This is a genomic window from Thermodesulfobacteriota bacterium (genome assembly GCA_034189135.1).
Taxonomy (GTDB): Bacteria; Desulfobacterota; Desulfobacteria; order Desulfobacterales; family JAUWMJ01; genus JAUWMJ01.
In genome coordinates this window covers 44499-71283 of the sequence record JAXHVO010000129.1, presented here as the reverse complement: position 1 = coordinate 71283, position 26785 = coordinate 44499, and the positions used below count along the sequence as shown (strand labels likewise).

At 41.5% G+C, this 26785-nt stretch carries 26 protein-coding genes; 3 read left to right on the top strand and 23 right to left on the bottom strand.

The features are described 5' to 3' along the window. Position 1 precedes the first annotated feature (1 nt). Positions 2 to 265, bottom strand: coding sequence for a hypothetical protein (locus SWH54_19015; GenBank protein ID MDY6793363.1), 264 nt, complete (start codon positions 263 to 265; stop codon positions 2 to 4). A gap of 429 nt (positions 266 to 694) precedes the next feature. On the opposite strand from SWH54_19015, the gene SWH54_19010 reads away from it, so the two are divergent. Beyond that, complete coding sequence (locus tag SWH54_19010; protein MDY6793362.1) at positions 695 to 1807, top strand: DNA photolyase; 1113 nt, start codon at positions 695 to 697, stop codon at positions 1805 to 1807. Between the two features lie 49 nt (positions 1808 to 1856). Further along, positions 1857 to 2486 carry a thermonuclease family protein gene (locus tag SWH54_19005; GenBank protein ID MDY6793361.1) on the top strand — a complete coding sequence of 210 codons (630 nt, stop codon included), beginning with the start codon at positions 1857 to 1859 and terminating at the stop codon, positions 2484 to 2486. A 72-nt stretch (positions 2487 to 2558) separates the two neighbouring features. On the opposite strand, the gene fusA is transcribed toward SWH54_19005, so the two are convergent. The 7 genes from fusA to SWH54_18970 form a co-directional block, all read right to left on the bottom strand. Then, on the bottom strand, positions 2559 to 4631 hold the full coding sequence (fusA, locus tag SWH54_19000) for an elongation factor G (protein ID MDY6793360.1): 2073 nt from the start codon (positions 4629 to 4631) through the stop codon (positions 2559 to 2561). Positions 4632 to 4925: 294 nt separating this feature from the next. After that, a complete protein-coding gene (locus SWH54_18995; GenBank protein MDY6793359.1) occupies positions 4926 to 5669 on the bottom strand; it encodes a TlyA family RNA methyltransferase in 744 nt (247 codons plus the stop codon). Positions 5670 to 5761: 92 nt separating this feature from the next. Next, the gene (gene dxs / locus SWH54_18990) at positions 5762 to 7648 is read right to left on the bottom strand and encodes a 1-deoxy-D-xylulose-5-phosphate synthase (protein MDY6793358.1); all 1887 of its coding nucleotides are present in this window, start codon (positions 7646 to 7648) and stop codon (positions 5762 to 5764) included. An 11-nt stretch (positions 7649 to 7659) separates the two neighbouring features. Next, a complete protein-coding gene (locus tag SWH54_18985) occupies positions 7660 to 8550 on the bottom strand; it encodes a farnesyl diphosphate synthase (protein MDY6793357.1) in 891 nt (296 codons plus the stop codon). Between the two features lie 39 nt (positions 8551 to 8589). Further along, positions 8590 to 8805, bottom strand: coding sequence for an exodeoxyribonuclease VII small subunit (gene xseB, locus SWH54_18980; protein MDY6793356.1), 216 nt, complete (start codon positions 8803 to 8805; stop codon positions 8590 to 8592). Further along, the gene (xseA, locus tag SWH54_18975) at positions 8793 to 10142 is read right to left on the bottom strand and encodes an exodeoxyribonuclease VII large subunit (GenBank protein ID MDY6793355.1); all 1350 of its coding nucleotides are present in this window, start codon (positions 10140 to 10142) and stop codon (positions 8793 to 8795) included. Before xseA ends, xseB begins: the two co-directional genes overlap by 13 nt. 242 nt (positions 10143 to 10384) lie before the next feature. Continuing rightward, on the bottom strand, positions 10385 to 10642 hold the full coding sequence (locus tag SWH54_18970) for a hypothetical protein (GenBank protein MDY6793354.1): 258 nt from the start codon (positions 10640 to 10642) through the stop codon (positions 10385 to 10387). 161 nt (positions 10643 to 10803) lie between these two features. On the opposite strand from SWH54_18970, the gene SWH54_18965 reads away from it, so the two are divergent. Then, a complete protein-coding gene (locus tag SWH54_18965; GenBank protein MDY6793353.1) occupies positions 10804 to 11508 on the top strand; it encodes a Bax inhibitor-1/YccA family protein in 705 nt (234 codons plus the stop codon). A gap of 51 nt (positions 11509 to 11559) precedes the next feature. Here SWH54_18965 and glmM read toward each other — a convergent pair whose 3' ends face one another. The 15 genes from glmM to SWH54_18890 form a co-directional block, all read right to left on the bottom strand. After that, a complete protein-coding gene (gene glmM, locus SWH54_18960; GenBank protein MDY6793352.1) occupies positions 11560 to 12909 on the bottom strand; it encodes a phosphoglucosamine mutase in 1350 nt (449 codons plus the stop codon). Between the two features lie 85 nt (positions 12910 to 12994). Further along, positions 12995 to 14236 carry a hypothetical protein gene (locus SWH54_18955; GenBank protein ID MDY6793351.1) on the bottom strand — a complete coding sequence of 414 codons (1242 nt, stop codon included), beginning with the start codon at positions 14234 to 14236 and terminating at the stop codon, positions 12995 to 12997. A gap of 13 nt (positions 14237 to 14249) precedes the next feature. After that, positions 14250 to 16142, bottom strand: coding sequence for a nucleoside-diphosphate sugar epimerase/dehydratase (locus SWH54_18950; protein ID MDY6793350.1), 1893 nt, complete (start codon positions 16140 to 16142; stop codon positions 14250 to 14252). Positions 16143 to 16346: 204 nt separating this feature from the next. Next, a complete protein-coding gene (locus SWH54_18945; GenBank protein MDY6793349.1) occupies positions 16347 to 16907 on the bottom strand; it encodes a sugar transferase in 561 nt (186 codons plus the stop codon). 45 nt (positions 16908 to 16952) lie between these two features. Beyond that, the gene (locus tag SWH54_18940) at positions 16953 to 17735 is read right to left on the bottom strand and encodes a nucleotidyl transferase AbiEii/AbiGii toxin family protein (protein MDY6793348.1); all 783 of its coding nucleotides are present in this window, start codon (positions 17733 to 17735) and stop codon (positions 16953 to 16955) included. After that, entirely contained in the window at positions 17723 to 18322 is a 600-nt protein-coding gene (locus tag SWH54_18935; protein MDY6793347.1) for a hypothetical protein, read from the bottom strand. Before SWH54_18935 ends, SWH54_18940 begins: the two co-directional genes overlap by 13 nt. Before the next feature lie 97 nt (positions 18323 to 18419). Next, positions 18420 to 19385: an SDR family oxidoreductase gene (locus SWH54_18930; GenBank protein ID MDY6793346.1), complete on the bottom strand. Its 966-nt coding sequence runs from the start codon at positions 19383 to 19385 to the stop codon at positions 18420 to 18422. 65 nt (positions 19386 to 19450) lie between these two features. Then, positions 19451 to 20581 carry a UDP-N-acetylglucosamine 2-epimerase (non-hydrolyzing) gene (wecB, locus tag SWH54_18925; GenBank protein MDY6793345.1) on the bottom strand — a complete coding sequence of 377 codons (1131 nt, stop codon included), beginning with the start codon at positions 20579 to 20581 and terminating at the stop codon, positions 19451 to 19453. Between the two features lie 268 nt (positions 20582 to 20849). Next, complete coding sequence (locus SWH54_18920; protein ID MDY6793344.1) at positions 20850 to 21914, bottom strand: polysaccharide biosynthesis protein; 1065 nt, start codon at positions 21912 to 21914, stop codon at positions 20850 to 20852. A 68-nt stretch (positions 21915 to 21982) separates the two neighbouring features. Further along, positions 21983 to 22837 carry an SDR family oxidoreductase gene (locus SWH54_18915; protein ID MDY6793343.1) on the bottom strand — a complete coding sequence of 285 codons (855 nt, stop codon included), beginning with the start codon at positions 22835 to 22837 and terminating at the stop codon, positions 21983 to 21985. 48 nt (positions 22838 to 22885) lie between these two features. Beyond that, positions 22886 to 23272 carry a GxxExxY protein gene (locus tag SWH54_18910; protein MDY6793342.1) on the bottom strand — a complete coding sequence of 129 codons (387 nt, stop codon included), beginning with the start codon at positions 23270 to 23272 and terminating at the stop codon, positions 22886 to 22888. Between the two features lie 38 nt (positions 23273 to 23310). Beyond that, positions 23311 to 24540 carry a glycosyltransferase family 4 protein gene (locus tag SWH54_18905; GenBank protein ID MDY6793341.1) on the bottom strand — a complete coding sequence of 410 codons (1230 nt, stop codon included), beginning with the start codon at positions 24538 to 24540 and terminating at the stop codon, positions 23311 to 23313. Between the two features lie 138 nt (positions 24541 to 24678). Next, positions 24679 to 25467: a glycosyltransferase family 2 protein gene (locus tag SWH54_18900; protein ID MDY6793340.1), complete on the bottom strand. Its 789-nt coding sequence runs from the start codon at positions 25465 to 25467 to the stop codon at positions 24679 to 24681. Continuing rightward, positions 25464 to 25838 (bottom strand): hypothetical protein, encoded by a 375-nt coding sequence (locus tag SWH54_18895; GenBank protein ID MDY6793339.1) that lies wholly within the window; start codon positions 25836 to 25838, stop codon positions 25464 to 25466. The genes SWH54_18900 and SWH54_18895 overlap by 4 nt, the downstream gene beginning before the upstream one ends. Positions 25839 to 26203: 365 nt before the next feature. After that, positions 26204 to 26767 carry a hypothetical protein gene (locus tag SWH54_18890; protein MDY6793338.1) on the bottom strand — a complete coding sequence of 188 codons (564 nt, stop codon included), beginning with the start codon at positions 26765 to 26767 and terminating at the stop codon, positions 26204 to 26206. Positions 26768 to 26785: the final 18 nt, after the last annotated feature.

Sequence of the window (26785 nt, the reverse complement as noted above, 5' to 3'; positions counted from 1 at the left end):
TTTATCTCTTTTTGAGAAATGGCAGTGAGGTCTCTTTACTGAACTTGGTAATCAAATAAATCAAAACGATAAATATAAACCAGATTGAAAAGATATAAAGGTACAACAGTGGGATGCCGAATACAATCACCTTGAGGTTGAACAGAGACAGGATGGGGAAGTTGAACAGCAGACAACCGAGCAGAAAAAGACCGACCAATCTTTTGGCTTTTATGCTATCCTTGGGCATGCTCCATTTTATAGAATAAAAAAAGATAAGTGTCAATGGCACATCTCTTTGATCTTGGAAACAGAGATGATTCGTGGTATTTATAAATTAATTCATTAGAAACAAACATACGTTTTTCCAATTTAGCTCGGCTTGACCGGCAAATTGCCTATGGGCCTGTTACCATACTTAACAATCCTATCTGGAAATGGACATACGGCAGCTATCTCGCTTCAATTAGTTTTGAAACAGTGTCAGGGGCAGAATCCCACGGCGGCGTTGATCGTCTCTGCCTGTATGGGTTTAACTGAGAAGATAGAGGACGTGTAACACACTGATCTTATTTATTAAGTATTGCAACAGGCCCATAGGCAATTTCCCGGTCAAACCTTAGGTTTCATGCTTCGCTTTTTTGAGAATGACTGTCAATTTATATGACGAGTTAACCAATTATCCATTCATATCGTTTAGGAAAAATATATTAAAGTGCAGCCGTTAAAAATCTATATTGATCAACAAGTTGCAGACCTCCCCTTAACTGAAGCCATCCTGTCGAGGTTTAAATGTCCCTCTGTAATCGTTTCAAATGAAAAGCAGGTTTATCGCGCCATCCTCCAGGCGAAGGATCCGGTACAAAAGGCAAAGGAAATCCTTTTCCTGACTCAAAACAGAGGCGCTTTTGTTAAAAAATGCCCGGGCACCAGTTATTATACCTGCTGTGGTTATCAAATTCTGCATATCGGAACTTTCTGCAGCATGGACTGTTCCTACTGTATTTTGCAGTCCTATTTTCACCCCCCGGTTCTCCAATATTTTGTCAACCATCAGAACCTTTTGTTAGAATTGGACCAACTGTTTACCCAAAAAAAGATCAACAGAATAGGAACCGGAGAGTTTACCGACAGTATGATATGGGAGCCATGGACCGACCTTTCAAGCCTGCTGGTGCCTAAATTTGCCAGCCAGTCGAATACGGTGCTGGAGCTGAAAACCAAAACCACGGCTATCAATGGGCTGAAACAGCTTCGGCACAACCGAAAAACCATAGTGTCCTGGTCCCTCAACACAAATAAGGTGATTCATGGTGAAGAACGAAATACCGCATCACTTTCAGCCAGACTCAAAGCTGCGGCAAAATGTGAATCCTGGGGCTACCCGGTTTCCTTTCATTTTGATCCCATGGTTATTTATGACGGATGTGAAGAGGATTACCAGCAGGTGATTGAACAGATATTTTCCCATGTTTCTGCTGAAAATATTGTGTGGATAAGCCTCGGCACTTTTCGTTATATGCCGTCTTTAAAAACCATCATCCAGACACGTTTTCCTGATTCCAAGATAATATACGGCGAATTTATTTCTGGAATGGACGGTAAAATGAGGTATTTTAAACCGTTACGAATCAATCTTTACAGTAAAATATTAAGTTGGATAAGGGAATATTCACCGAATGTGATGGTTTATTTTTGTATGGAAGATGAAGAGGTATGGAATAAATCTTTTGGATTTATTCCATCTGATCGAGGCGGTTTGCCGAAAATGCTGGATAAAAGTGCGGTGTATCACTGTGGACTGGATGCAGACTATTTGGATGGATGATCTGCGGTGGGAAACTTAACGGATCCACCACTTAACAAGTTTGAATGTCATGAAAAAATATTTATGCTGTTTTTGGTTGATTTATATTTTTCTTTTTTTCCCCACTGCAGAACTGCTGGCAGAAAAATTATTATGGGTTAAGCGGGTAACCGATGGTGATACCGTTATCTTAAATGACAATCGTTGCCTAAGGTATATCGGTATCAATACTCCTGAAATCGAACATGGAGAGAAAAAAGCCGAACCTTTCGGACGTAAAGCCAAACGTTTTAACCAATCCCTGGTGTTTAAAAAGAAAGTTCGTGTAGAATTTGACAATGAGCGACGTGATCAATATGGAAGATGGCTTGCCTATGTATTCCTGCCGGATGGTACCTTTGTAAACAAAAAAATTCTGGAAAAGGGATATGGATTTTTTTTGCCCCGGTACCCAAACAAAAAATATCATTCAATACTGCTTAAGGCCCAGCGGAAAGCCATGTCAGGGAAAAAAGGAATCTGGCACCATTGGAAAGAAAAAGGGGAGGGATATGTGGGAAACAAAAAATCAAAACGATTTCATCTTAGGACATGTCGTTTTGGAAATGCAACACTAGATAAAGTCTATTTTTCAAGCAGATGGGATGCATTTTGGGAAGGGTACGCACCGTGTAAAAAATGCATGCGGGTATGGTGGTAGGGGATAGGAGTTACGTGTTACGAGTTGCGGGGTTAAAGGTAAAAAGTGCAAAACCCGCAACTCGTAACCCGATCATTCTTTGGCTTTGTTCACTTCCTCAATGATCTTTTCTGATATCTGGGCGGGAACTTCGTCATAATGGGAAAATTCCATGTAAAATATACCTCTTCCACCGGTCATGGATCTTAGGTCCGGCGCATAGGTTAAAAATTCAGACATGGGAACCTGTGCATTAATCACCTGATTTTTACCGGCGCTGTCCATACCCAGGACTCTTCCGCGTCTACCGTTCAAATCTCCCATGATATCCCCCATGAATTCATCAGGGGTTGTAATGGTTACCTTCATGATCGGTTCCAGCAAAACCGGTTTGGCCTCTTCAGCGGCTTTTTTAAACGCAAGGGAACCGGCAACTTTAAACGCCATTTCAGAAGAATCAACCGCATGAAAGGATCCGTCATCCAGCGTGACCTTGAAATCGACGCAGGGAAATCCAGCCAAAACCCCTTTGGGGGCAGATTCAACGATTCCTTTCTCAACAGCAGGTATATAAGTTTTTGGTATGGCACCACCCACAATGGCATCCACAAACTCAAACCCTTTGCCTCGGGGCAGGGGTTCCATTTGAATCCAGCAGTCACCATATTGCCCATGACCACCGGACTGCTTTTTGTGTTTCCCCTGAACTCTGACTTTCTTTTTGATGGTCTCTTTATAGGGAACTTTTGGAGTATTAAGTATGGCTTCAACATTAAACTTTCTTTTCAGCTTTTCTATGGTGGTCTCTATATGAATCTGGCCTGCGCCGGATAAGAGAATCTCATTTGTTTCGGAATTGCGTTCAAGTACCAATGCTGTATCTTCCTCAAGAAGTTTACTCAACGAAATGAATATTTTGTCCTCATCTCCTTTTGACTTGGATGCAAGCGCAAAAGAAATGAGGTTGGGAAGCGGTTTGGCGCATTCATATTTTATCTTGGCTGTCTCATCACAGAGTGTGTCCCCGGTGGTGGTTTCTTTGAGTTTGGCCACAGCCACAATGGCACCCGGTCCGGCTTCTGAGGCCGCTTTTTGCTCCTTGCCAGCAATGGTTAACAACTGGTTAAACCTTTCTTTGGTTTCCTTATTTACATTATAAAAGTTCCCATCGGAACCGAGTTTACCTGAAACCACTTTGAATATGGAAAGGCGTCCGGCATATGGGTCGGCCACGGTTTTAAATACAAAGGCTGAAAAAGGCGCGTCCGGATCAGGACTGCGATCAATGGGCTTTTCGTTTTGTGGATCAATCCCAGATTTTGCGCCTCCGTCCTTAGGGGAGGGCATACAATCGCTAATAAAACTCATAAGCAGATCGATGCCTATATTATTGGTGGCAGATCCACAAAGAACCGGAACAAATTCACGGGATAGGGTCCCTTTTTTCAAAGCAGCCACAATATCATCATCCGTCAGGGTTTCCCCTTCCAGGTAGCGTTCAATCAGTTCGTCATCTGCCTCCGCAACATTTTCAATAAATGCCTCCCTTTCTGTGGTAACCATATCGTGCATATCTGAAGGTATGTCGCCTTTGGTGGCTTTGCCTTCTGCGTCATAGGTATAAGCTTTCATACTGATAAGATCGACCACACCTTTAAAATCTTGTTCCGATCCGATGGGGAGTTGGGTAATAATCGGTTTCGGCTTGAAACATTCGGTGGCATCTTTAAAAGTACGTGAAAAATCCGCTCGTTCTCGGTCGAGTTTATTGATAAAAATAATACACGGCATGTTGAATTCTGTGGCAAATTCCCATGCCTGCTCGGTTTGAACTTTTACCCCATCCACTGCATCAATGAGCACGACTGCACCATCTGCAGCCTGCATGCATATTCTGGTATCGGTAAAGAAATTTTGATCTCCGGGGGTATCAATAAGGGTGATGCTATGCTTATTCCAGTCCAGTTGATGGAATGAACTACTGATACTTGAATTGCGTTTTATTTCTTCCGGTTCAAAATCCATTATTGTGTTGCCATCTTCAACGCGTCCTATCCTTTTGCTGACTCCTGCATTATAAAGCATAATTTCAGCCAGGGATGTTTTTCCGGCTCCCTGATGCGCAACGAGTGTGACGTTTCTTATTTCATCAACCATATCAGTCATTTAAGCTCCTCTCATAAATATTTGGTAGCAGTGGCTTTTATCCACTGACGACACGAGACCTTTGAAAAATGGTAATTTTTGTTCGAGTTCAAGAAAGGCGATCTGCCTCAGGCGGATCAACCACAGGAATATATTGAATATTTCGAGGGTTGAAATTTAAGACTGACGTAGAAATCGGACAAAAAGTGCAGTTTTGCAAAGGTCTCGACACGAATTAAACAATATTTCTTATCTGTTAAAATAAAAAAAATCAACCATCAAAATTCGACAAATTGGAAAAAAGTCGGATTCATGTTAGCAAATTGTCTTTAGGTGAATAAAAAACTCTCTGTTTCCTTTGGGGCCAAGTATGGGAGAGGGAATTGCCGGTTTGCATAAAAAACCTTTATCAAGGAAAAAATCGGTGAGTTCAGCTATCACTTCTTGGTGCAAATCAGGATGACGCACCACACCTCCTTTGCCAACCTTCCCTCTGCCAACTTCGAACTGGGGTTTAATTAAGGCAACGATAACTGCAGATTTTTTCATAAACTTGGTCACCGCAGGCACCACCGTTTTCAGAGAAATAAAGGAAACATCAATGGTGATAAGATCAACAGGGCGGGGCAGGGCAGTAAGCGACATGTATCGGATGTTGGTGCGTTCGATCACCACAACTCTCTGATCCTGTCTTAATTTCCAGGCCAGTTGTCCATACCCCACATCAACTGCAAAAACTCTTTTTGCACCCTGTTGCAGAAGGCAGTCGGTAAAACCGCCGGTCGATGCACCCACATCCAGGCAAAAAAAACCATCCACATTCAATTTAAAGCTTTTTAGAGCTGACTCCAGCTTAACCCCGCCTCTGCTGACATAGGCAATGTCCTTACCCTTAAGGTACAAATGATCATTTGGGGAAACCAGGGTCCCGGGCTTATCCACCGGTTGGTCGTTGACCCGGATTTTTCCCTCCATGATCAGGGCCTTTGCACGCTGCCTGCTTCGTGCAAGTCCTCTTTCCACCACAGCTAGGTCTAATCGTTGTTTATCTGCCGGCATAACACTGGGTACCGGAGGCTCATTGCCCCGCTTTTTGCAGTATTTAGGCTTCGCTTAAACTGGTTAAGTACACATTTACTTAAACCAATACTTCAAGCATCCATAAGCTCTTTGGCTGTATTTACAATAGCCTGTGCGTCAATTCGGTATTTTTTTCTGAGGAGATGCTGTGAACCGTGCTCAACAAAAGTATCGGCAACACCTATTCGTTTGAGGAAAAATGAAGTGATGTGGTGATCATTTAAACATTCGAGAATTGCGCTACCAAAACCTCCCTGGAGAACATTTTCTTCCACAGTAATGATTCGGGGGATTTTTTCTGCAAGAGAGCATATTAAATCGGTATCAAGCGGTTTGACAAAACGACAATTAACAATCGTTACGGATATATCCGCCGTTAACAATTCTGAATGTGCAGCCAGTGATTCATAGACGGAACCTCCGATACAAAAAACAAGAATGTCATCTCCTTGAGTTAAAACTTCTGCTTTTCCGATTGAAATCAAAGTATCTTTATCTTCTGTCTTTGGAATCGCTGCTTTTCCCCTGGGATATCGAATGGCAACGGGACCATTATGAGAAAGGGCAGTTTTAAGCATCCGACACAGTTCATTTTCATCACTTGGAGCCATGACAGTCATGTTGGGCAGGCTTCTAAGATATGAGAGATCAAACAGCCCGTGATGGGTGGGCCCATCCTCGCCGACAATGCCGCCCCTGTCAATGGCAAAAACAACCGGCAGGGCTTCTAAGCAGACATCGTGTATCATCTGATCATAAGCACGCTGCAAAAAGGTGGAATAGATGGCCACCACCGGTTTAAAACCTTCTGCTGCCAATCCTGCGGCAAAGGTGACCCCATGCTGTTCGGCAATACCGACATCAAAAAAACGATCCGGGTGAGCTTTGGCAAATTTAACCAGTCCCGTACCTTCAGGCATGGCCGCAGTAACCGCCACGATATTTTTATCTTTGTTTGCCAGTTCAACCATGGTATCGCCGAAAACTTCGGTGTAGGTGGGGGATGAATCAGATTTAATGATACAGTGACCGGTTTTAGCGTCAAAGCTGCCGCAACCGTGAAAATATACAGGATCTTTTTCAGCAGGTGCGTATCCTTTTCCTTTTATGGTGGTAACGTGTAAGAGAACAGGCTCTTTTAAATATTTAATATTAATCAGAATATTGATAAGATGATCCAGGTTGTGACCGTTTATCGGTCCAAAATATTCAAAGTTATAGGCCTCAAACAACATACCGGGAGTGACAAATGTTTTGAAAGAGTCTTCGGTTCGTTTGGCAATTTGATAAATATCATCTCCCACCTTTGGCAGTGATCTTAAAAAAGACCCAAAGTCCTTTCTTAATTCCTGCATTTTTTTTGAAGATAGTTTTCGACTCAGAAAAGAGGACAGCGCGCCTACATTGCGTGAAATGGACATGTCATTATCGTTTAATATGACGATAATGTCCTTGTCCTTATGGGTATCTCCTGCCTGATTAAGACCCTCGAAGGCCAATCCTGAAGTCATGGAACCATCTCCGATAACTGCAATGACCTTGGAAGATTCCTTTTTCAGATGTTTGGCACAGGCCATACCGAGCCCAGCCGAAATCGAGGTTCCGCTGTGACCGGTGGAAAATGCATCAAAATTGCTTTCACTGCTGCGGGTAAAACCGGAAATACCATCAAGTTTTCTTAAGGTATGAAACCGGCTTTTTCTTCCGGTAAGTATTTTATGTGCATAAGTCTGGTGACCGACATCCCAGATTACTTTATCAGCGGGTGTATTAAAAACATAATGAATAGCAATGGCCAGTTCAACCGCTCCCAGACTTGACGCAAGATGGCCGCCGTTTTTAGCTACAACATCCACGATGGTTTTGCGTATCTCTTTGGCCAACAGAGGTAGATCCGATCGAGGGAGTTTCCTTAAGTCGTCAGGGGAATTTATTTTTTCAATAAGACTCTTTGCCATTTAGAAACCAGTCACTTTTTTCTTGTAAATATATACGTTGCAATCGCCCTGAGGGGATCCGCCTTATTATCAAATATTTCTATCGCTTTCAAGGCATTATTAATCAGGTTGGTGGCAAATATTTTTGATTCTTTTAATCCCATTATGAGAGGGTAGGTGCTTTTGTGACGGTTTTTGTCCGTACCCACCGCTTTCCCCATAACGTCAGGATTTCCTTCAACATTTAAAATGTCGTCGGTAACCTGAAATGCCAGGCCTATTTTTTTTGCATAGATTTTTAGTTGTTTGATTTGCTCTGGGCTTCCATGTCCCAACACCGCACCAGCACAAATGGATGCTTCAATCAAAGCTCCTGTTTTTAAAGCATGCATATCTTCAAGATCATCCAAAGAAAGCAATGTTCCTTCAGACATGATATCTTTCATTTGTCCGTCGATCATACCCTTGTATCCGGATGCACCGGCAATTAAATGGATTACCTTAAGCCATACTGAGTCTTGGTCTTCTTTTATATTGACGGGTGATGAAAGGATCTGGAAGGCCAGAGTCAGCAGGGCATCGCCGGCTAATATCGCAGTTGCTTCATCATATTTAATGTGGCATGTCTGTTTTCCCCTTCTCAACTGATCATCATCCATCGCCGGCAGGTCGTCATGGATCAATGAGTAGGTATGGATCATTTCTAGGGCGCACGCGGCTGTCAGGGCGGGTTCATATGTATCGCCGATCGCCTCGCAGGCTGCCAGACATAAAATCGGCCTGAGCCTCTTGCCATCCGCCATAAGCGAATAGTTTAAGGCAGAAAGGAGTCTTGGGTGACATTGTATACCCTCAATGATTTTTACCAGCGAACCATTAATTAACTTTTGTCTTTGCGCTAAATAGCTGACCAGGTCGAACATTTTATTTTCCGGTATCTGTTATGATATGGTATGCCAACACTAAACCGGCTTTTCTTCAATATTTCCTTGATTATCCTGCATTAACAGGGTGACTTTTTTTTCTGTTTCATCCAGCTTTTCATTACACAATTTGGAAAGCTGTATTCCTTCTTCAAATTTGGTCATTGCCTTTTCAAGCGGCAGATCTCCTGATTCCAGTTCCTGTACGATCTGCTCGAGTTTATTCATGGATTGCTCAAAAGTCATTTTGGGCATTTTTTGTTTACCTCCGTGATGCGGCATTTCAATTTTCCTTTAGAAAGCAGAACCTCAACATCCTGTTGGATATTTACCTCGGTTGTATGACGTACCACTGAATGTTCAGGTAAGGTCCGTGTGATACTGTACCCACGCGATAGGATTGCCGTCGGGTTTAATGTATCGAGTTTGATCGATTTCTCCCTAAGCATTGATTTATAATTATCAATACATTTAGTTATATTATTAAATAAGTTAGTTCTTAATATATCATGTTTATTGTTAAGTTTATTTACATAAACCGAAGGATTATATGAGTATAGTTTATCTTTTCGCCAGGATAGTTTTTCCTTTTCATAAGATACATAATGATGAATGCTATTGGATAGGCGGGTGGTATAATCATCAGCTCTAAGTCTTAGGTCAATGATTTTACGTTTTGGATCAATGAGTCTTTGCTGAATTTCGTTTAGTTTTACCGATAAATGACGGATCATCCGTTTGATGTGATTTTCCAATGAGTTCTTTTTTTCATTAATAAATTGAATCAGGTCATGCTTATTGGGTACTGCAAGTTCAGCTGCTGCGGAAGGAGTGGGGGCCCTGAGATCAGATACAAAATCGACGATGGTAAAATCGGTTTCATGGCCAACCGCTGAAATAATTGGAATGTTTGAAGCAAAAACAGCCCTGGCAACCTTTTCCGAGTTAAAGGCCTGCAAATCCTCAAGTGAACCGCCCCCTCTGGCTAAAATGGCCAAATCAGCATGGCTGTGCCTATTTAACAGATCAATTCCATTGATTATTTCTTTTTCAGCATTTTCGCCCTGAACTTTGACTGGAATAATTTCAAGCCGTATTCCGGGGTGTCGTCGATTGGCGATCTCAACCATGTCATGGACAACCGCACCGGTTGGTGAAGTGATCAGCGTAATTTTTTGCGGTAAAAAGGGGAGGGGCTTCTTGTGTGCTTCGTCAAACAACCCTTCAAGATGAAGCTTTTCCTTTAGCTGTTCAAAAGCAATCTGCAGTGCGCCAATACCTTCAGGTTCGATATATTCAAAAATAATTTGGTATGTCCCCCTGGGTTCAAACAAACTGATTCTGCCCATACCGGTTATTTTTAACCCATCTTCAAGGTCGAATTTTAACTTCCGGTTTTGGCCACTAAACATCACGGAACTTATCTGTGATTGATGATCTTTAAGGGTGAAATAAAAATGGCCGGAAGCCGGCATTCTAAAGTTTGAAATTTCACCGGTAATCCAAAGGAAGGTAAATTTGTTTTCCAGCAGAGATTTAATTTCTGAATTCAGATCGGATACTGTATAGATATGTGGGGAGGGTTGTTGCATGTTTGGTTTGTTATTTAAATCGGGTCCGGTGTTTATTCCTCACGACAACGACATGGAATTCCGGCTTAATTATTATTTAAACCAATAACGTCCGATAAGATATATTATGTAAACTTAGCAATTTTATCTTTTATAAAATAGCTAAGTTTACATAATATAGGATTTATTCTAATCGTGAAAAAGGCCATGATAAATTATGTAGTAGATTGTTTGCCGCCCTCTTTTTTATTTCTTAAATTGATTTATTTAGAAATTAACTCCCGAACGGCCGGCACCACATATATATCTTCATGTGGCATTCTTTTTAAAAATGATATGAGTATGGTGTTCTTTTTATGAATTGATTTATGCTTGTCCATGATGAAAATCGGTTTTCCTTTTACCTTGCACAAACCACTTTTTACGGCCATACCTGTTTTTCTGAGATTTTGCTCGGACACGGTAATGCCCAGTTTTTCGGCAATATCTTTTAGCTCCTGGTATATTTGTTCCGGCTTCATTTTGGTCTATATCGATTAATATAATATCGTTCTTGAAATAAATCAGGTTTGTATTATATTATTAGCTACAGAAAATTATATAAATATTTTGGCAATTTCAATTAATGTATGATTTTACATTTTTCACCAGGTAAAAACATTTTAACCTATTGGAGGTAATAATGCAACCAGTGCCCATTAGTCAGACACAAGCCCAGGTACAAGTCAATTCATTTATTAGAAGTGTGTATAACTGGATGGCGGTCGGTTTAGGGATTACCGGCATCATTTCTTATTATATTATAAGCAACCAGCAACTGATATTCTATTTAAGAAAAAACTTTATGCTGGTATTAGGTCTGTTTATCGTCGAACTGATTTTGGTATTTTCAATTGCCAGAAAAATACAGCAGATTAAGGCTTCAACCGCAACCGGACTTTTTTTGCTATACTCGGCGTTAAATGGTATCACCCTTTCCGTTATCTTGTACCATTATACCTTGCAATCCGTTGCGTCCACCTTTTTTGTTTGTGCAGCCACCTTTGCGGCCTGCAGCGTTTTCGGCATGGTCACCAAACGGGATTTAACCGGTGTGGGACAGTTTATGTTTATGGGATTGATCGGAATCATTATCGCCACTGTGGTAAATATGTTTATCGGAAGCCACGGTCTGCAAATGATTATCAGCTATCTCGGCGTGTTCATTTTTGTTGGTTTGACTGCATATGACACACAAAAATTAAAAAATATGGCACTGACGCAGCCAGATGGACTGGGTGCAGCGGTGATTAGAAAAGGCGCCATTATGGGCGCCCTGACATTGTATCTTGATTTTATCAATATGTTTATTTTTCTGTTACATATTCTGGGTGTCAGCAGAGACTAATATAAATATAGCCGGTGCATTACAATTAGTGTAATGCACCAGCGATAACGCCTATCCAATTTTATTCTTAACTATATCAGCCAGTTGTTTACAATATCTTCGGGTTTCTTCTTCAGTTGGTCCTTCCACCATCACCCGGCAAACCGGCTGAGTCCCTGAATAGCGAACCAGCACCCTGCCCTGTTCTCCAAGATTTTTTTCAACTGATTCAATCGCTTCCTGGAGATCGTGCAGCGTTTTCATTTCCGGCTTGCTTTTAACCTCCACATTAATCAAAGACTGGGGAAAAACCGTCATGACTTTTTTAAGTTCGGATAAGGGTTTTGATTCAAATTTCATGGATTCAATCAATTTTAAAGCGGTAAGAATACCGTCACCGGTGGTCTGCTGATCTAAAAATATCATATGGCCGGAATCTTCACCGCCCAAAACCGCGCCTGAAGAAATCATCTGTTCCATCACATAGCGATCACCCACGTCGGTCATCATATGGTCGATATTCATATTTTTCAAAGCAACTTTAAGTCCCAAATTGCTCATAACCGTGCTGATCGCCAGATTATTTTTAAGTTTATCCCTTTGTTTCATCGTGTTTGCACAAACAGCAAGTATCTGGTCACCGCTGGTGACATCTCCTTTCTCATCCACCGCAATGAGCCGGTCACCATCGCCGTCAAATGCAAGACCAATGTCTGCCTCTGTCTTTAGCACTATTTCGCAAAGTTTTTCAGTATGTTGAGAACCACAGTTTTCATTTATATTTTTGCCGTTCGGTGAAATAAATATAGAATATACCTCAGCATCCAGCTCTTTAAATAATTTCGGTGCAACCTGATATGTGGCACCGTTGGCACAATCAATAACTATTTTCATCCCTTCCAGGATAAAATCTTCAGGCAATGCTGATTTCAGAAAACCGCTGTATTTTTCACCCGCATCTTCAACTTCTAACGCTCTGCCGGTATCACGAATGGTTTTGTGTATTAAATCAGAATGTTTGTTTAATAACATATGCTCGATTTCTTCTTCTTTGGCATCAGACAGCTTAAAACCTTCCTTATTGAAAAGCTTTATACCATTGTCATAAAAAGGATTATGCGATGCGGATATGACGATTCCGGCAGTAGCACCCAGTGACGAAGTCATGTAGGCGATGCCGGGAGTGGGCAAAACACCTGTAAGTAGTGCATCAAGTCCCATTGAACAAATACCTGAAACCAAAGCATATTCAATCATGTCACCGGATATTCGGGTATCTTTACCGATGACAATCTTTGATCTGTCTGTTCCGCTGCGAAAAAGGTAAGCAACCGCTCTTCCGATATCCATGGCCATTTCGCAGGTGATCGGATATTCATTTGCCACGCCTCTTATTCCGTCTGTTCCGAATAATTTCCCCAATATATCTCTTTCGTAATAATAACCGCAAAGTTCGCAAAGAAAACCGAAATGCTAAAAAATTAGACGATTTGTGTTCTCCGAGTTCTCAGTGCTTTAAGTTTTTATTAAATGATGGTAGTATTTTAACGGCCTGTTCAGCAATATCATCCACGATACCCTGAAGCCATTTTGTTCCCTGAGTGGCATCTTCAGCTGAAAGTCCTTTGATGACCGGAATGTACTCCCGGCCGAATTTTTTAATTCCAAGTTCTATCTTTTCCAGAAATAAGTCCCTGATACTCTGGTCGCCTGGTTTGTTTTTATGTGTTTTAAACGCGTTTTCCAGTTCAGGCCATTTATCCTGCAACTCGTTTTGCTGACGGATACCTCTCTCTGACGTATCTTTCGTCATGCCCGTATCGGGCGTCTGCAAACATAATAATTCACCCAGCCTTTTGATCCGTTCTGCTATGGCTATGTCAAGCTTTTGCTTAAGTCCATCCAAAAGCATCTGAGGAAAATCAGGAGAAATAAACATGGAACGCACATGACGATACCACTGCTTGAGTGCCATCAGGTTTGCAATGTAAATAATGTTGTTGTGTATCACCCTTTTGTCGCTGCGATACATTCCGGGTGTAAAAGGAATACTGCCTCTTTTCCTCGCCCCACCGAAAATCAGTCGTCCAGGATTGAGCTCATCTTTTCGGTTTATCGTTCCGGCAGCAATGGTTGTCCCATAGGCCAATCGGCAAGGTCCAACCAGACCGCCCTGCCCTCCCAGAAAAATGGGTTTCTGATTCAGCATAACGCCGTTGGGCACATCACCGATGAGTGAAGGGGTGGCCTTGTCCTGATTCGGTGTATAGTTAAAGTGGATATAGGCACTGCCCACTTCACTGTGGTTTTTACGGTCTGTTCCCCCGGCCATAAAACAGTCGCAGAAATTAATCAGGCTCCCCAGGGTGACGAAGGGAAAAAGGATGGTCTGTTTTAAACCCACTGTATGGGCCACGCTGGCCTCTTCTTCCAGTATGGTTCCTTCCCTGACATGTGAACCGGATCCCATACTCACTTTATGTAGAAAAACCGATTGCTTAAAGTATCCGCTTTTAAGCTTTACTTCAGGTCCAATCTGGCAATTATCAATGGTCACCGGCCCTTCGTAACCGATATCTGATCCTTGCAAAATGAGGGTGGTGCCGCCGAATATTTTACTTCCGGTATAAATGGTAACCCCATTGCCGGAAATCTTTTCCGTATCAACTTCATTACCAATTTCAACACTTTCAGGGTTGGGAATACGGACACCTTTTTCAACTAACAATCTGATTTTATTTCTATTCAAATTTTCCATATGTTCAATGCGCAGGAGAATATTCGGGTACGATTTCCTTGAGTTTGGTTTTAATTCTACCTTCATCCTGTTTTGGCGCCAAGGCGGTCAAATCTTCTATTTGGCCGTTTAATGTCTGAAGGTTACATTCCATCCCTTTTAACACCATTATTTTCTCATGACCGGTGGGAACCACATTCTCACCCTCGGTAATAAGCTCTTCATAAAGCTTTTCTCCGGGCCTTAAACCGATATATTCGATTTTGATATCGACATCCGGTTCAAATCCGGAAAGTCGAATAAGATCCCGCGCCATGTCGGAAATCTTGATGGTGGTCCCCATGTCCAAAAGATATATCTCTCCACCACTGCCCATGGCACCTGCCTGAAGAATAAGCTGGCACGCTTCCGGAATGGTCATGAAATACCGTGTCACCTCCGGATGGGTCACCGTGACCGGTCCTCCATTCTCGATCTGTTTTTTAAAAAGCGGGACCACACTTCCCACACTTCCCACCACATTACCGAAACGAACAATGATAAAGCGAGTTTTAGAATGCCCACAGCTGTTCTGAGCGGATACCAGCATCTCTGCCACTCGTTTTGAGGCACCCATCACATTGGTGGGACGCACCGCCTTATCGGTGGAAACGAAAACAAAACGCTCAATGTTAAATTTTGTTACAATTTCAAGCAGGTTTGCCGTTCCCTGGATATTATTCTCCAAAGCTTTCCAGGGCTGCAGCTCCAGCATGGGGACGTGTTTATATGCCGCCGCATGGAAAACAGTTTGAGGTTCGTATTGATGAAAAACCTTTTCGATTTGCAATTTATGTTGAATGTCTGCCAGAATAGGTACCACCTTGATGTCAGCAAAATTTTTTTTGAGTTCAAGCTCGATTTCGTATAAAGGGCTTTCCGCTCTTTCAAATAATAAAATAGAACCGGGCTTAAACCGGCAGATCTGCCTGCATAGTTCAGAACCGATAGACCCGCCCGCTCCGGTTACCAGCACATTTTGTCCCGCGAGATACGCACCGATTTGTTTTTCATCAAGTTTGACCATTTCGCGGCCCAAAAGATCCCGGTAAGCCACTTCTCGAATGGCATTAACCGTCACCCGACCATTAATCAGCTCCCCGTAACCGGGTACTGTTTTAAACGGGATGGCACTTGATTTACAGAGCTCAACGATCCTGCGCATTTGCCGTCCACGTGCTGAAGGAATAGCAATCAGAGCTTCGTTGGCCTTTACCTTTTTGGTTAAAACGATGATATCATCTATACGGCCGAGTACGGGTATGCCATGAATGGTTCTGCCGATTTTATTTTTACTGTCATCGAGAAAACCGACCACGTTGTATTGTAATTCTTTGTTGTTGTGTATCTCGCGAAAAATCTTTTCACCGCAATTCCCTGCCCCAATGATAATCAGATTTTTGCTGTCTTTTTTTCTGTGCGCGAAAACTCTGAATGCGGTGAGAAAATCAGAAGGTGACGGCTGATCTTTGCTGAATTGCTCATAAAACATCCTCACGCCCAGGCGAAACCCGGCAATAAAAAAAACAGTTAAACACCAGTCAATGAGAAATACCGAACGCGAGTATCCGATAAATCCGGATTTAAACAAAACAAAAAAAACAACAAGCAAGGTACTAACAGTGGATGCCTTGATGACATTGAATAGATCGGAAATGCTGGTGTAGCGCCACATCCCCCGATACAGATTAAACATGTAAAAACAGATTAATTTTACCAGCAAAGCCCAGGGCAGTATTCGTATCAGTGATTTCATGAAATTCACAGGAATACTGAATTCAAAACGGATCAGGTGAGCTCCGATCAATGATGCCGCCAGAAGCAGCATATCCACCAGTAATATGATCAAAAAATTTTTATAAAATTGCTTAAATTTCATTTCACCATCAAATAGATAATATGTATATAATTAATTGCGATTTAGACGGTTTTGTAAAAAAAAAGTTAATTAAGTGTCTGATGGCTAAGTAAAAAAGTTCATATGCAAGGCGTAGTGCTTTTTCAGGAACGAGACTATACAAATAGTATGTTGAGGTCCTGAAAAAACGCTACAACGCAGTAGATGAGATTTTTTACTTAGCCATCAATGTTGCACCCCCCTACTCCACAACACACTGAAAAAAGTCAGAAAAATTGTTTTCAAATCAAACATAAAAGAGTGATGTCTAAGATAAAACTCATCCAGGTCAACCTTTTGTGGAATAGGGAGGTCATCCCTGCCATTAATCTGTGCCCAACCGGTAATGCCGGGAATAAGGTGATGGATTCCTTTTTTGGTTCTCAGCTCAATCAGGTCATCCTGATTAAAAAGTGCCGGTCGTGGCCCCACAAAGCTCATATCTCCCTTGAGAACACTATAAAGTTGCGGCAGTTCATCCAGGCTTGTTTTACGCAGAAATGTTCCTACAGGCGTGCAGTACTGTTCCGGATTTTTCATAAGGTGTGTCGCCATGGCAGGCGTATCCGCCTTCATTGTCCTGAACTTTGGCATCCGGAAAATCTTATTGTTTTTTCCAACCCTGTTCGACCAGTAGAGTATAGAACCTTTGGAAGTAATCTTTATTAAGAAGGCTATTGCTAACATGGGTAGGGTTGAGATAATTATAACGACTATAGCTAGAAAAATATCAAATATTCGTTTCATTCTGCAGAACTATAAAACTAGTTAACTAATTGATATTAAATAATATTAGATAGATATACTCCGTTGTCGCCAATATTCCCTAAAGCTTAATATTCTTTCTTTTTGTTCATTGGAAAATAAAAATGGCTCAACATCCTTGGCTAAATATTTTAGATCCAGATTGTCTACTCTATCTTTAAATATCTTTAAGAAATTTGTTCTATCGGCAGCAAAATATTTATCAATATAAGAGAAATCAGGTCCAGTTATGCCCAATAAAAAGGACACGTCATATAAGTCACGACCTTTTTCACGTTTTCTTTGTAATACCGCGAACATTTTCTGGGATAAAAGTACTGAAACAGGCGCTGTCAGAATTTGTCTGTAAACTGCAAATTTATTTAGCAGAAATTTCTGAGGGTTATACAATTTTTCTTTAGCTTCCATATCTATCCTTATTAATATTTTTTTTCCCATATCGCTGGTTATTCCTGCTTTATGCAGGATTTCAGGAAATCGTATATAGCAATGATATGCACTTCGCTCGACTATTCTATGCTCAATAAGAAATCCTTTTATCTCCATATCCCGGCATGATTTTTTCATTAAAGAATCGAACTGTTCAAATGAAAGGCCAAAATTATCAAAATCAAGATCTTCAGAAAAACGGTGGCTCTGCTGCAAAATCCTGATGGCTGTGCCTCCGATAAAACTAAGGTAAATGGCTTCCTTATTTTTATACAAAGAATCTAATAGTTCATATTGCAGGTATTCAACCAGGGCTCCGTGCGGATTTCTTTTAAGTATTTCTTTCGGAAAATACTCTGATATTTGCTCTAATGTAAGCATTTAGCCGCCCACCTTTCCATTTTTTTTATTCCAAATGCCTGCAAATACCTTATAAATTTTTCTTTATCCAGAGTCTTTTCTAGCATATCATAATTAAATCTTACGTTTTCAAAATCAGTCAAGCTATTAATTTTTGCCAGGTTTAAATACAGATAATCGAGAACTGCTTTTTCCGGTTCTGCAATAAGATACCACCAGCTTTCTGTTTTAACTTCGCGGTATCCCCAAAAAAGCTCACTCTTTATATGCCGATAGATAAAGTTACCAAATTTATTAGTAAATTTCCTGTTAGTTTTGCCGGTTAAACTGACATAAGCATAAACTATTTCGGGAATAAAACCATAAAACGAAAGTGCGCTTTCCAGGCTTAAATAGCTGGGCTGGTAAATCAAGGAAGCAACTTCGTTACCATTGATTCTTTCATAATCTTTGCTGAAAGCATATATTCCATTTTTTAATTTTATTATATAACCCTTTTGTGACCAGCGGGTTAACTGATAATCGTATACCTTTGCTCCTGCAAGCAAGATATCATTTTTTGAAAAAAAGGGTGCGTTTATTGATGAAACAAGATCTTGATATATCATAATCTTATTAATAAAGATAATTTAATGAAATGTCAACCAAATATTTTTTGATTAGTTTTTCGCGCTGGATTAATTAAGAGAAGTTTAAGTCTAAAAGCTATCCTGCTTTTTGATACCATTTTAAAGTTTCTCTGAGTCCATGTTCCATTGAATAAGGAGGCTCCCACTCCAATTCCCTGTAAATTTTAGAGATATCAACCGTTAACGATCCAACAAGCCTTTCAACCTCATCATGCTTGCCAGAAATCCTTCCAGCCATTCTTATAATCCAGACCGGAACCGGCAGCAATAATGTTCGCCGTCCTGAAGCAGCTCCAATCCTACGGATCAGTTCAGGCGTGGATACATCTTCCCCATCGCTTACAAGATAGGTCTTGCCAGCCGCATCAGTATTAGTCATGCAAGTTATAATTGTATCAATAAGATTACCAATATATATCAGGCTCCGGCGATTTTTTATACATCCAAACGGAAGCGGAATTCCGAATTTTACCAGACTTACAAGTCGCAGAAAATTAGCTTTTACTCCTGGCCCATATACTAAAGGCGGCCTTAGTATGACCGTTTCCAGACCGGACATATCAGCTATCTTTCGTAATTGCTGCTCTGCCTCCCATTTGCTCACCCCATAGGGATCTTCAGGCGCTTCTTCATCATCTTCGGTGTATGCAGTTTCCCTCCCCTCACCATTTACTTTGATTGAACTCATAAATATAAACCGTCTCACACCGGCAGATGATGCTGATTGAGCAAAATGTTTGGTCGCTACCACGTTCATTTTTCTGAACGCCTCAAGGCGGTTTACGGCAGTGTCATCCATCACGTGCACCCGTGCGGCCAGATGAACAACCGTATCAATGTCTCTTAGGGCATCATCCCACCTGGTATCCGCATCGATTGATCCGATTGAAACAGCCTCGATACCTTCCGGCAACCGGTTGATATCTTTTTCAGACCTGACCGTTCCACGGACATGCCAACCCTCAGCTGACATTCTGGTGCACAGTGCACGTCCGATAAAACCGCCGGCGCCTGTAACCAGTATTTTTTTTATTCCTGACATATTGTTAAGCTATAAGCGGAAGCTTATATTTTTTATCCTGTAAATCTGTGTTTATCTGTGTCCTATTATACCAGGTGCCAGACTGTTCGATTCACATAATCGGTGTAACTCATGATGATGCGCAACACCTTCTTGGAAACATTGTCCGAGTCATAGTCGTTAACCAGCCTAAATTGCCGCTGGTTTTTCAGATAATGCGACCTCACGATGTCAATGGACTCGATAATCCTGTCGGATTTTAGGCCGCACATAATCAAAGTCCCCTCATCCATTCCTTCCGGGCGTTCATGGGCCTGTCTAATGGTGACCGCCGGGAAATCTAAAATGGAAGACTCTTCGGTAATTGTACCGCTGTCTGAAACCACACAAAAAGCGTTCATCTGTAGCTTGACGTAGTCAAAAAATCCCAGTGGTTTTAGAAATTGAATACGCCCGTCCGCTTTAAAACCCACATGTTCCTCAAGTTTTTTTCGGGTTCGGGGATGGGTGGAAACAATGACAGGCCTGTCATATTTCCCGGCAATTGAATTTAACGATTCCAGCAGATCTCCAAAGTTATTTTCCAGATCAACATTTTCCTCCCTGTGGGCACTCACCACGATGTACTGGCCGGATTCCACTTTAAGTCGCTTAAGAGCCTCTGACTTTTCAATTTGGGGTGTGTAATGGTTCAGCACCTCTTTCATGGGCGAGCCGGTTTTTATGATGGTTTCAGGTTTCAAGCCTTCCATCATAAGATATCGGCGGGCATGTTCAGTGTAGGTCAGGTTAATGTCACTGGTGTGGTCCACAATTTTACGGTTGATTTCCTCCGGTACCCTTTGATCGAAACAGCGGTTTCCGGCTTCCATGTGAAATATCGGTATCTTTCGACGTTTGGCTGAAATAACGGCCAGGCAGCTGTTGGTATCACCCAGCAGCAGCATGGCATCCGGTTTTTCCAACGCCATCACCTTATCTGAATTTGCAATCACATTTCCGATGGTTTCCGCGGCTGTTTTTCCTGCCGCATCAAGGAAATGATCCGGTTTGCGTATTTTAAGATCCTTGAAGAATATTTCGTTGAGCTCAAAATCAAAATTCTGCCCGGTGTGAGCCAGAACATGATCCGTGTGCAGGTCCAGCTCGTTGATCACCCGGCAAAGCTTGATTAATTCAGGCCTTGTCCCCACAATGGTCATAACCTTTATTGTCATTATTTATTACCTTTTTTGGATGAGAGTGTCCTCTACTTTATTACCAACAACACACTGTATTTATAGAAAGATCCGTGGTTAAAAATTGTCGGTCTCTTAAAGAGTATCACCGATGGTGCCCGCAGGAAATGCCCTTGTGGTGCTAAGTAGAAAGTTCCATATACAAGGCGCAGTTGTTTTTCAGGGACGATGCAATACCTGTAGTATGCTGAGTGTCTGAAAAACCGCTGCAACGCAGTAGATGCGACTTTTTACGACGCCATCAAAATTAGCGGAGCAGTTCCCCATTATTTGATTCAACATCCTCAACCATCAACTTATTTTTTTTCAGCAAATCAATGGTGTCTTCAAAGCCAAGAAGCGTATCCGCTGAACTGAATTCTGAGTCAAGTGCATTGGGTTCTTTTGCACTGTCATCCAGCAGTTCCGGCAGCATAGGTAAAATAGAAAAATAATCCCCGCGTTTCACACAATGATTGGCCTCTTCTTCTGAAACCATTATTTCATGCATTTTTTCTCCGGGGCGGATGCCGGTCACTTTTATCTCTATGTTTCTATCGCCGATCAACGCTTTTGCCATGTTTATCACCGTGGCCGAGGGGGCCCTGGGAACATAGGTTTCACCCCGTTTTGCCTCACGCAACGCAGTGAAGACTGTATCAACCGCCTGGTCCAGGCTTAAAAGAAAGCGTGTCATATCCGGAACAGTCAGCGTCACCGGGCCGCCATTTCTGATCTGATCATGAAACAGCGGGATAACCGAACCCCGTGAAGCGAGAACATTGCCGTAACGCACACAAATAAAACGGGTTTTTGGGTTGATGATATTTGCCGAGGTAACGATTCGTTCCTGGATCGATTTGGTCATCCCCATGACGTTTATCGGCTTGCACGCTTTGTCAGTGCTGATTGCCATAACCGTATCAACCGGATAGCTGTTTTCTCTAATTGCGCGTACAATATTCGCCGCACCCATGCAGTTGGTTAAAACTGCCTGGGTGGGAAAATACTCACAGGCAGGAACCTGTTTCAGCGCAGCGGCATTGACTACAATATCGGCAGGTTTTACGGCTGAGCAGACATCAGCATAACTGCGCACATCACCGATTCTAAACTCAAGCGTGCTCATGAAATTTCGGTAAATCACTTCATCGGTGGCTACAATTTTATTCAGGTAAGACATGCGCATGTCATGCTGCTTGGCTTCATCCCTGGAAAATACAATGACCTTTTTGGGCGTTCCCAGTTCACCGGTTAATACCCGGCGAACAAACGTCTTTCCCATGGAACCCGTGCCGCCGGTGACTAAAATTATTTTTCCTTCAAAAATCATGAATGATCTCCTCTAACTCGTATTCGTCTCTGTTGAATTTCAGATTTCAAGTTTCATGCCATAAACGGCTATGCTAAATCCTCACACAGTTCACTTACCATTTCTTCCCAGCTTGGAGGATGATAATCAAATTCCCGGCGAAATTTGGTGGAATCAAGACTTCGATCACAAATAAAAGATTCATCCGGAATGATTTCAACGGGCAGCTTTAACCCTTTTTTAATCAGGCATAACAGATCAAACTTGCTGATCGGTTCGCTGGAAACATGGTACACACCGTTTGCTTCGGGGTAATTTAAAATCATATTTTCTATCACCCGGCTTAATTCCAATGTGGTAAAGCCTGAAAAAATAACCTTTTTATAACCCTGTACGGTGTTTCTTTGAGCCAGGAACCATTCCAGCAGGTTTTTCTTGCGAGAAAGCTCTGATCCGATCATTGATGTTCGCAACGTCAGGCAATGTTTTTCGGTTACTTCACCCAGAAACTTGGTTCGGCCGTACAAATCATCCGGATCGTATGTATCTGATTCGTTATAGTTTCCTTTATTTCCGGAAAAAACACAATCGGTACTCAAATGAATCATCCTAGCGCTGATATCTTTACACAAGAGTGCCAGTCGATGGGGAAACAGGGCATTTATTTCAATGCTGGGGATGCTCTGACTGGCTTCCGGTAATTGTTTAACGATACCGATGGCATTGACCACCACCTCAGGATGAAAATCGGTGATTACCCCTGCAAGCTTGATGGGAGACCGAACATCGATGCCGGTATAGGTATCTTCAGTATTAAACAGTTTGAACTTTTGATATGCAGCCAGATCCTGACGTAGCGTCACCCGAACATCATGATTCGTCTTTAAGTGTTTGAAAAGCTGGTGACCCAGCATGCCGTCACCGCCGAGAATTAAAATACGCATACAGTCCTCTTATTTTTTCACACAAAGTCACAAAGACACAAAGGTTTTTTAATTATTTAGATCACCGTTAATAATCCTTGTAATGCCATCTTTGATCAGGTGAGACCCAAAATTGATTAAAAGTCCTAACTTTAAGCCGGAAAGTCTTAAATATGTTAGTAATTGTTTCTTGTGTACCGGGGCTGTTGTTTCAACCGATTTTAGTTCAATGATGACTTTATTTTCAACAATTATATCTGTTCTAAATCCTTCTTCAAATTTTATTGACTCATAAATGACTGGCAATGATTGTTGACGAACCACTTTTAGATCTCTCTTTTCCAATTCATACGCCAAAACAGTCTCATAAACCGATTCCAGCAATCCGGGTCCAAGAGTTGTGTGTACCTTATAGGCAGCATCAACAATCTCCTTAGCTATTTCGTTTTCAGTCATTATTCCATCTTTATCCATTAACTTCTTTTCTTTGTGCCTTAGTGGCTTGGTGTGACCAGTTCTTTCATCCACCCATCCAGCCGATCAATCAGCATCTCCCGTTCAAAATGCTCTTTAAAGTAACTTCTTCCCTTCTTCCCCATTTCCTCCCGCTGTCTTTCGGACAGATTATACAACTTCAAAATCGTTTCCGCCAATGCTTTCGGGTTTTCGGCCGAACAGGACATCCCTGCACCGGCCTCATCAACCACCCTTGCCCCTTCCCCATCCAGAGCCGCTATTATGGGTTTACCGCAGGCAAGATAGGATTGTACTTTAGAAGGTATGGTGAGTGAAAATATCGGTTTCTTTTTAAGGGTAACCAACAAAGCATCTGACAGGGCAAAAAACCGGGGCATTGTTTCTGCCGGATATCGGCCTAATAAATGTACAGTTTTGCTTAAACCTCGTTCAATGACCTGTCTTTGGACCCAGGCAAACATTCGGCCGTCACCGATAATGACCCAGTTAATTTCAGTCCGATCTTTAAGCAGTTCTGCTGCGTTTAAAATAGTAGCAAAATCCTGTGCAGCACCGATATTTCCCGCAAAAGTGACACAGAACCCTTCAGGCATCAAGCCACGTTCAGGGGCATTTGATTCCGGTTTTAACGGTTTATAAAGTGCCTCTGCGCTGTTGGGGAAATATAAAATACGTTTTGGATTCCCGCCCTGGTGTGTTACCGGTTCGCTAAATGTACGTGATTGTATAAGAATCCGATCACATCCCCGATAAATAAATCTGACCAGGATGTCCACCATTTTCAGAATTTTTTTTGAACGGATGGCACCGGTGGCCGAAAGGCTTTGCGGCCAAAGATCCTGCATCCAGAACATGACCGGGGCAGATTTTAGCTTTTTCAATAAAAGCGCGGGCAGGCATACGGTAATTGGAGAGGGTTCATAAATAAAAATCAGGTCAATGGCACCCAGTCTGCGAAGAGGACCTAAGAGGCAGGCAAAAAAAACAAACGAAAAATAATTCATCACCAGTCGGATTCGGCTTCCATTTCCCCGGGGAATAATAGGGATTCTAAAGAGCGGAATATCTTTATACGTTTCAAATAATGGCCCAAAGAACTGATAACCGGTAAAAAACCGACCGCCCGGATAATTGGGTATGCCTGTCAAAACCTTAACGTCATGGCCCCTATCCTTCAAACCCAACACCAGATCATTAATGCGAAAATTTTCCGGCCAGAAATATTGGGTCACAATCAACACTTTCACTTCATACCGACCTTTCGAGCTGAAACTTTTAAGAATGGCAATTTTTTTCTACCCTGTTAAATTTTTTTCATGTTTAAACAGGATACAAAGTAAAAAGTGAAGATTTCAAGCAAAATTTCTGTTTCGCAAAGTTCTTGTCTATCCAACTGATTTATTTCTCCATATGCAGAATTTATTTAAAACAGTTTTTAAATATGCGTTGGATGTAAAAAATCGTATAATGCTAAAAATATGCCATATTAGATATCGAATATTGTGATGACTGTCGTAACGCGCTTTATGAATCGCTGAGACAAATGGGTAATGGATTATTTTATAACCATAAAACGTAAGGCGGGCACACAAATCAACATCTTCATAATAAAGAAAATACTTTTCATCAAACCCGCCGATTTGCTGGAAAGCTTTGCAGGGAAACAGCATGAACATTCCTCCAACCCAATCCGGTGAAAAAATTTCTGATCCGATGGAATAGTCATACTTTTTCTTTAGATGTAACAGCTTCTTAAAAAGGATAAAAAGGGTGGGAAATTTGCGCGCGTTTTCGGCAATTTTTCCATTTTCGTCCTTAATCAGAGGGGCAGTCAATCCAACCGTCTTATCTTCAAAACAACCGATAAGCGCAGGAAACGGATTGGTATTTAAACGAATATCCGGATTCAGCACACAAAAAAAATTCCCTTTTGCATGTTCAAACGCCTGGTTATGATTTGTGCCAAATCCCTTTTTTTCTTTGTTTTGAATAAAACACACTGGAAAGCTGAAATCACTTTCGGTAAATGGTAAGTTTTCCTTGGTGTTTATGGTTAAAATAACTTCGATTTGTTTTGCGCAGTGTTTTTCCAGGTCAGACAGCAATTCTGCTATGAGCAATCCCTGGTTGTGGCTCACAATCGATATTGAAATGATCGGTACTGTATTTTTCAATTCTGATAACCCTTATCTTTTTCCAGGCTGAGCAGCCGGCTTAGCAACACCCCCCACAGAAAAAAAGTCAAAATTCCAGGGTAAGGCTGGCGCAACGTCACTTTAAAATTATTATCCACCAGTACCAGGAAAAAAACAATCATGCATAATCCCAAAAGTCGCTCTGAGTGAATGATATGATCTCTGAATTTGAATGCCAGGTACAACGAATAACCAATGAGAAACAATAAAGGTAACAGAGCCAAAAAACCGAAGTTATATACAAAGTCAAGATAATAATTATGCGCACTGGTGGTGACAGACCTCTCGGGCGGTCTTTCGTGACCGAATAGAAGCGTATGCGAATTTTCGATAATCTTACTGCTATACAATTTCCAATCACCGTATCGATCGATGAAATTTTTAGGTACACTCGCATGGACGCCCCTTGCAAGGGACAATTTTTTATTCAAATTGAATTTTGTACGGTACGCCCATGTCTCCGTACAATAGGAAACATAAAAAATAGAGACAAAACCCACAACCAAGTACAACAGCCATAATGACTTTTCGCCTGTTTTTAAAAACTTCCGAATTGTAATGATGAAAAGCCCTGCAAATAATAAAAAAATAGATAGTAATGAAAAAGAAGCAACGGTATAAATACCGATAAGCGGAGATAAGAAATAAAATAAACGTCGATAATGTCTATTCTCCCACAAGCATACAAATGTTAACAAATATCCATTTACCATCATCAAAACAACGTACTGATGACTCTGGTAAATACTAAAGAATGGAACTGAGTGGTGTAGTATTTTCCACCAATGTACCACGTGTACAGTAACTGGATCGGAACAATCAAAATTAAAACTAAAAATATGGCCTTGATATATGTATCCTTTCCGCTACCACTAGCCTCAAAGGTCTGTCCTAAAACAATGGCAAAAAGAGGCAGCATATACTGAACCATTAGAAGTAATTTTTGTCGCTCATGAAATATATGGCCCTGGCTGTTTATTAAGGCCGAAAACACTATCAAAACAAAAGTTAAGGCTATTAGATAAAGCGACTGTTTGGCTGATTTAAAATGGCCTAAAAGCAGAATCCCAAGATAGCAGCCGATGATAGATATCGGCAGAGGCAAAATCATTAAATCACCGCCGGAATCCAAAAGCGCCTTTCGGGTGCGATAAATATGCCCTGAGAGATTAAAGAATATCGGGAAAAAAAGCAAAAATGCTATGCCAAACTTTAAAAATCCGGAAGATGTAACGGCAATATATTTTTTTGCCAGGTTGTGGCAGAAAGAGGTACTCATTTATAATTCCTGGAGTTT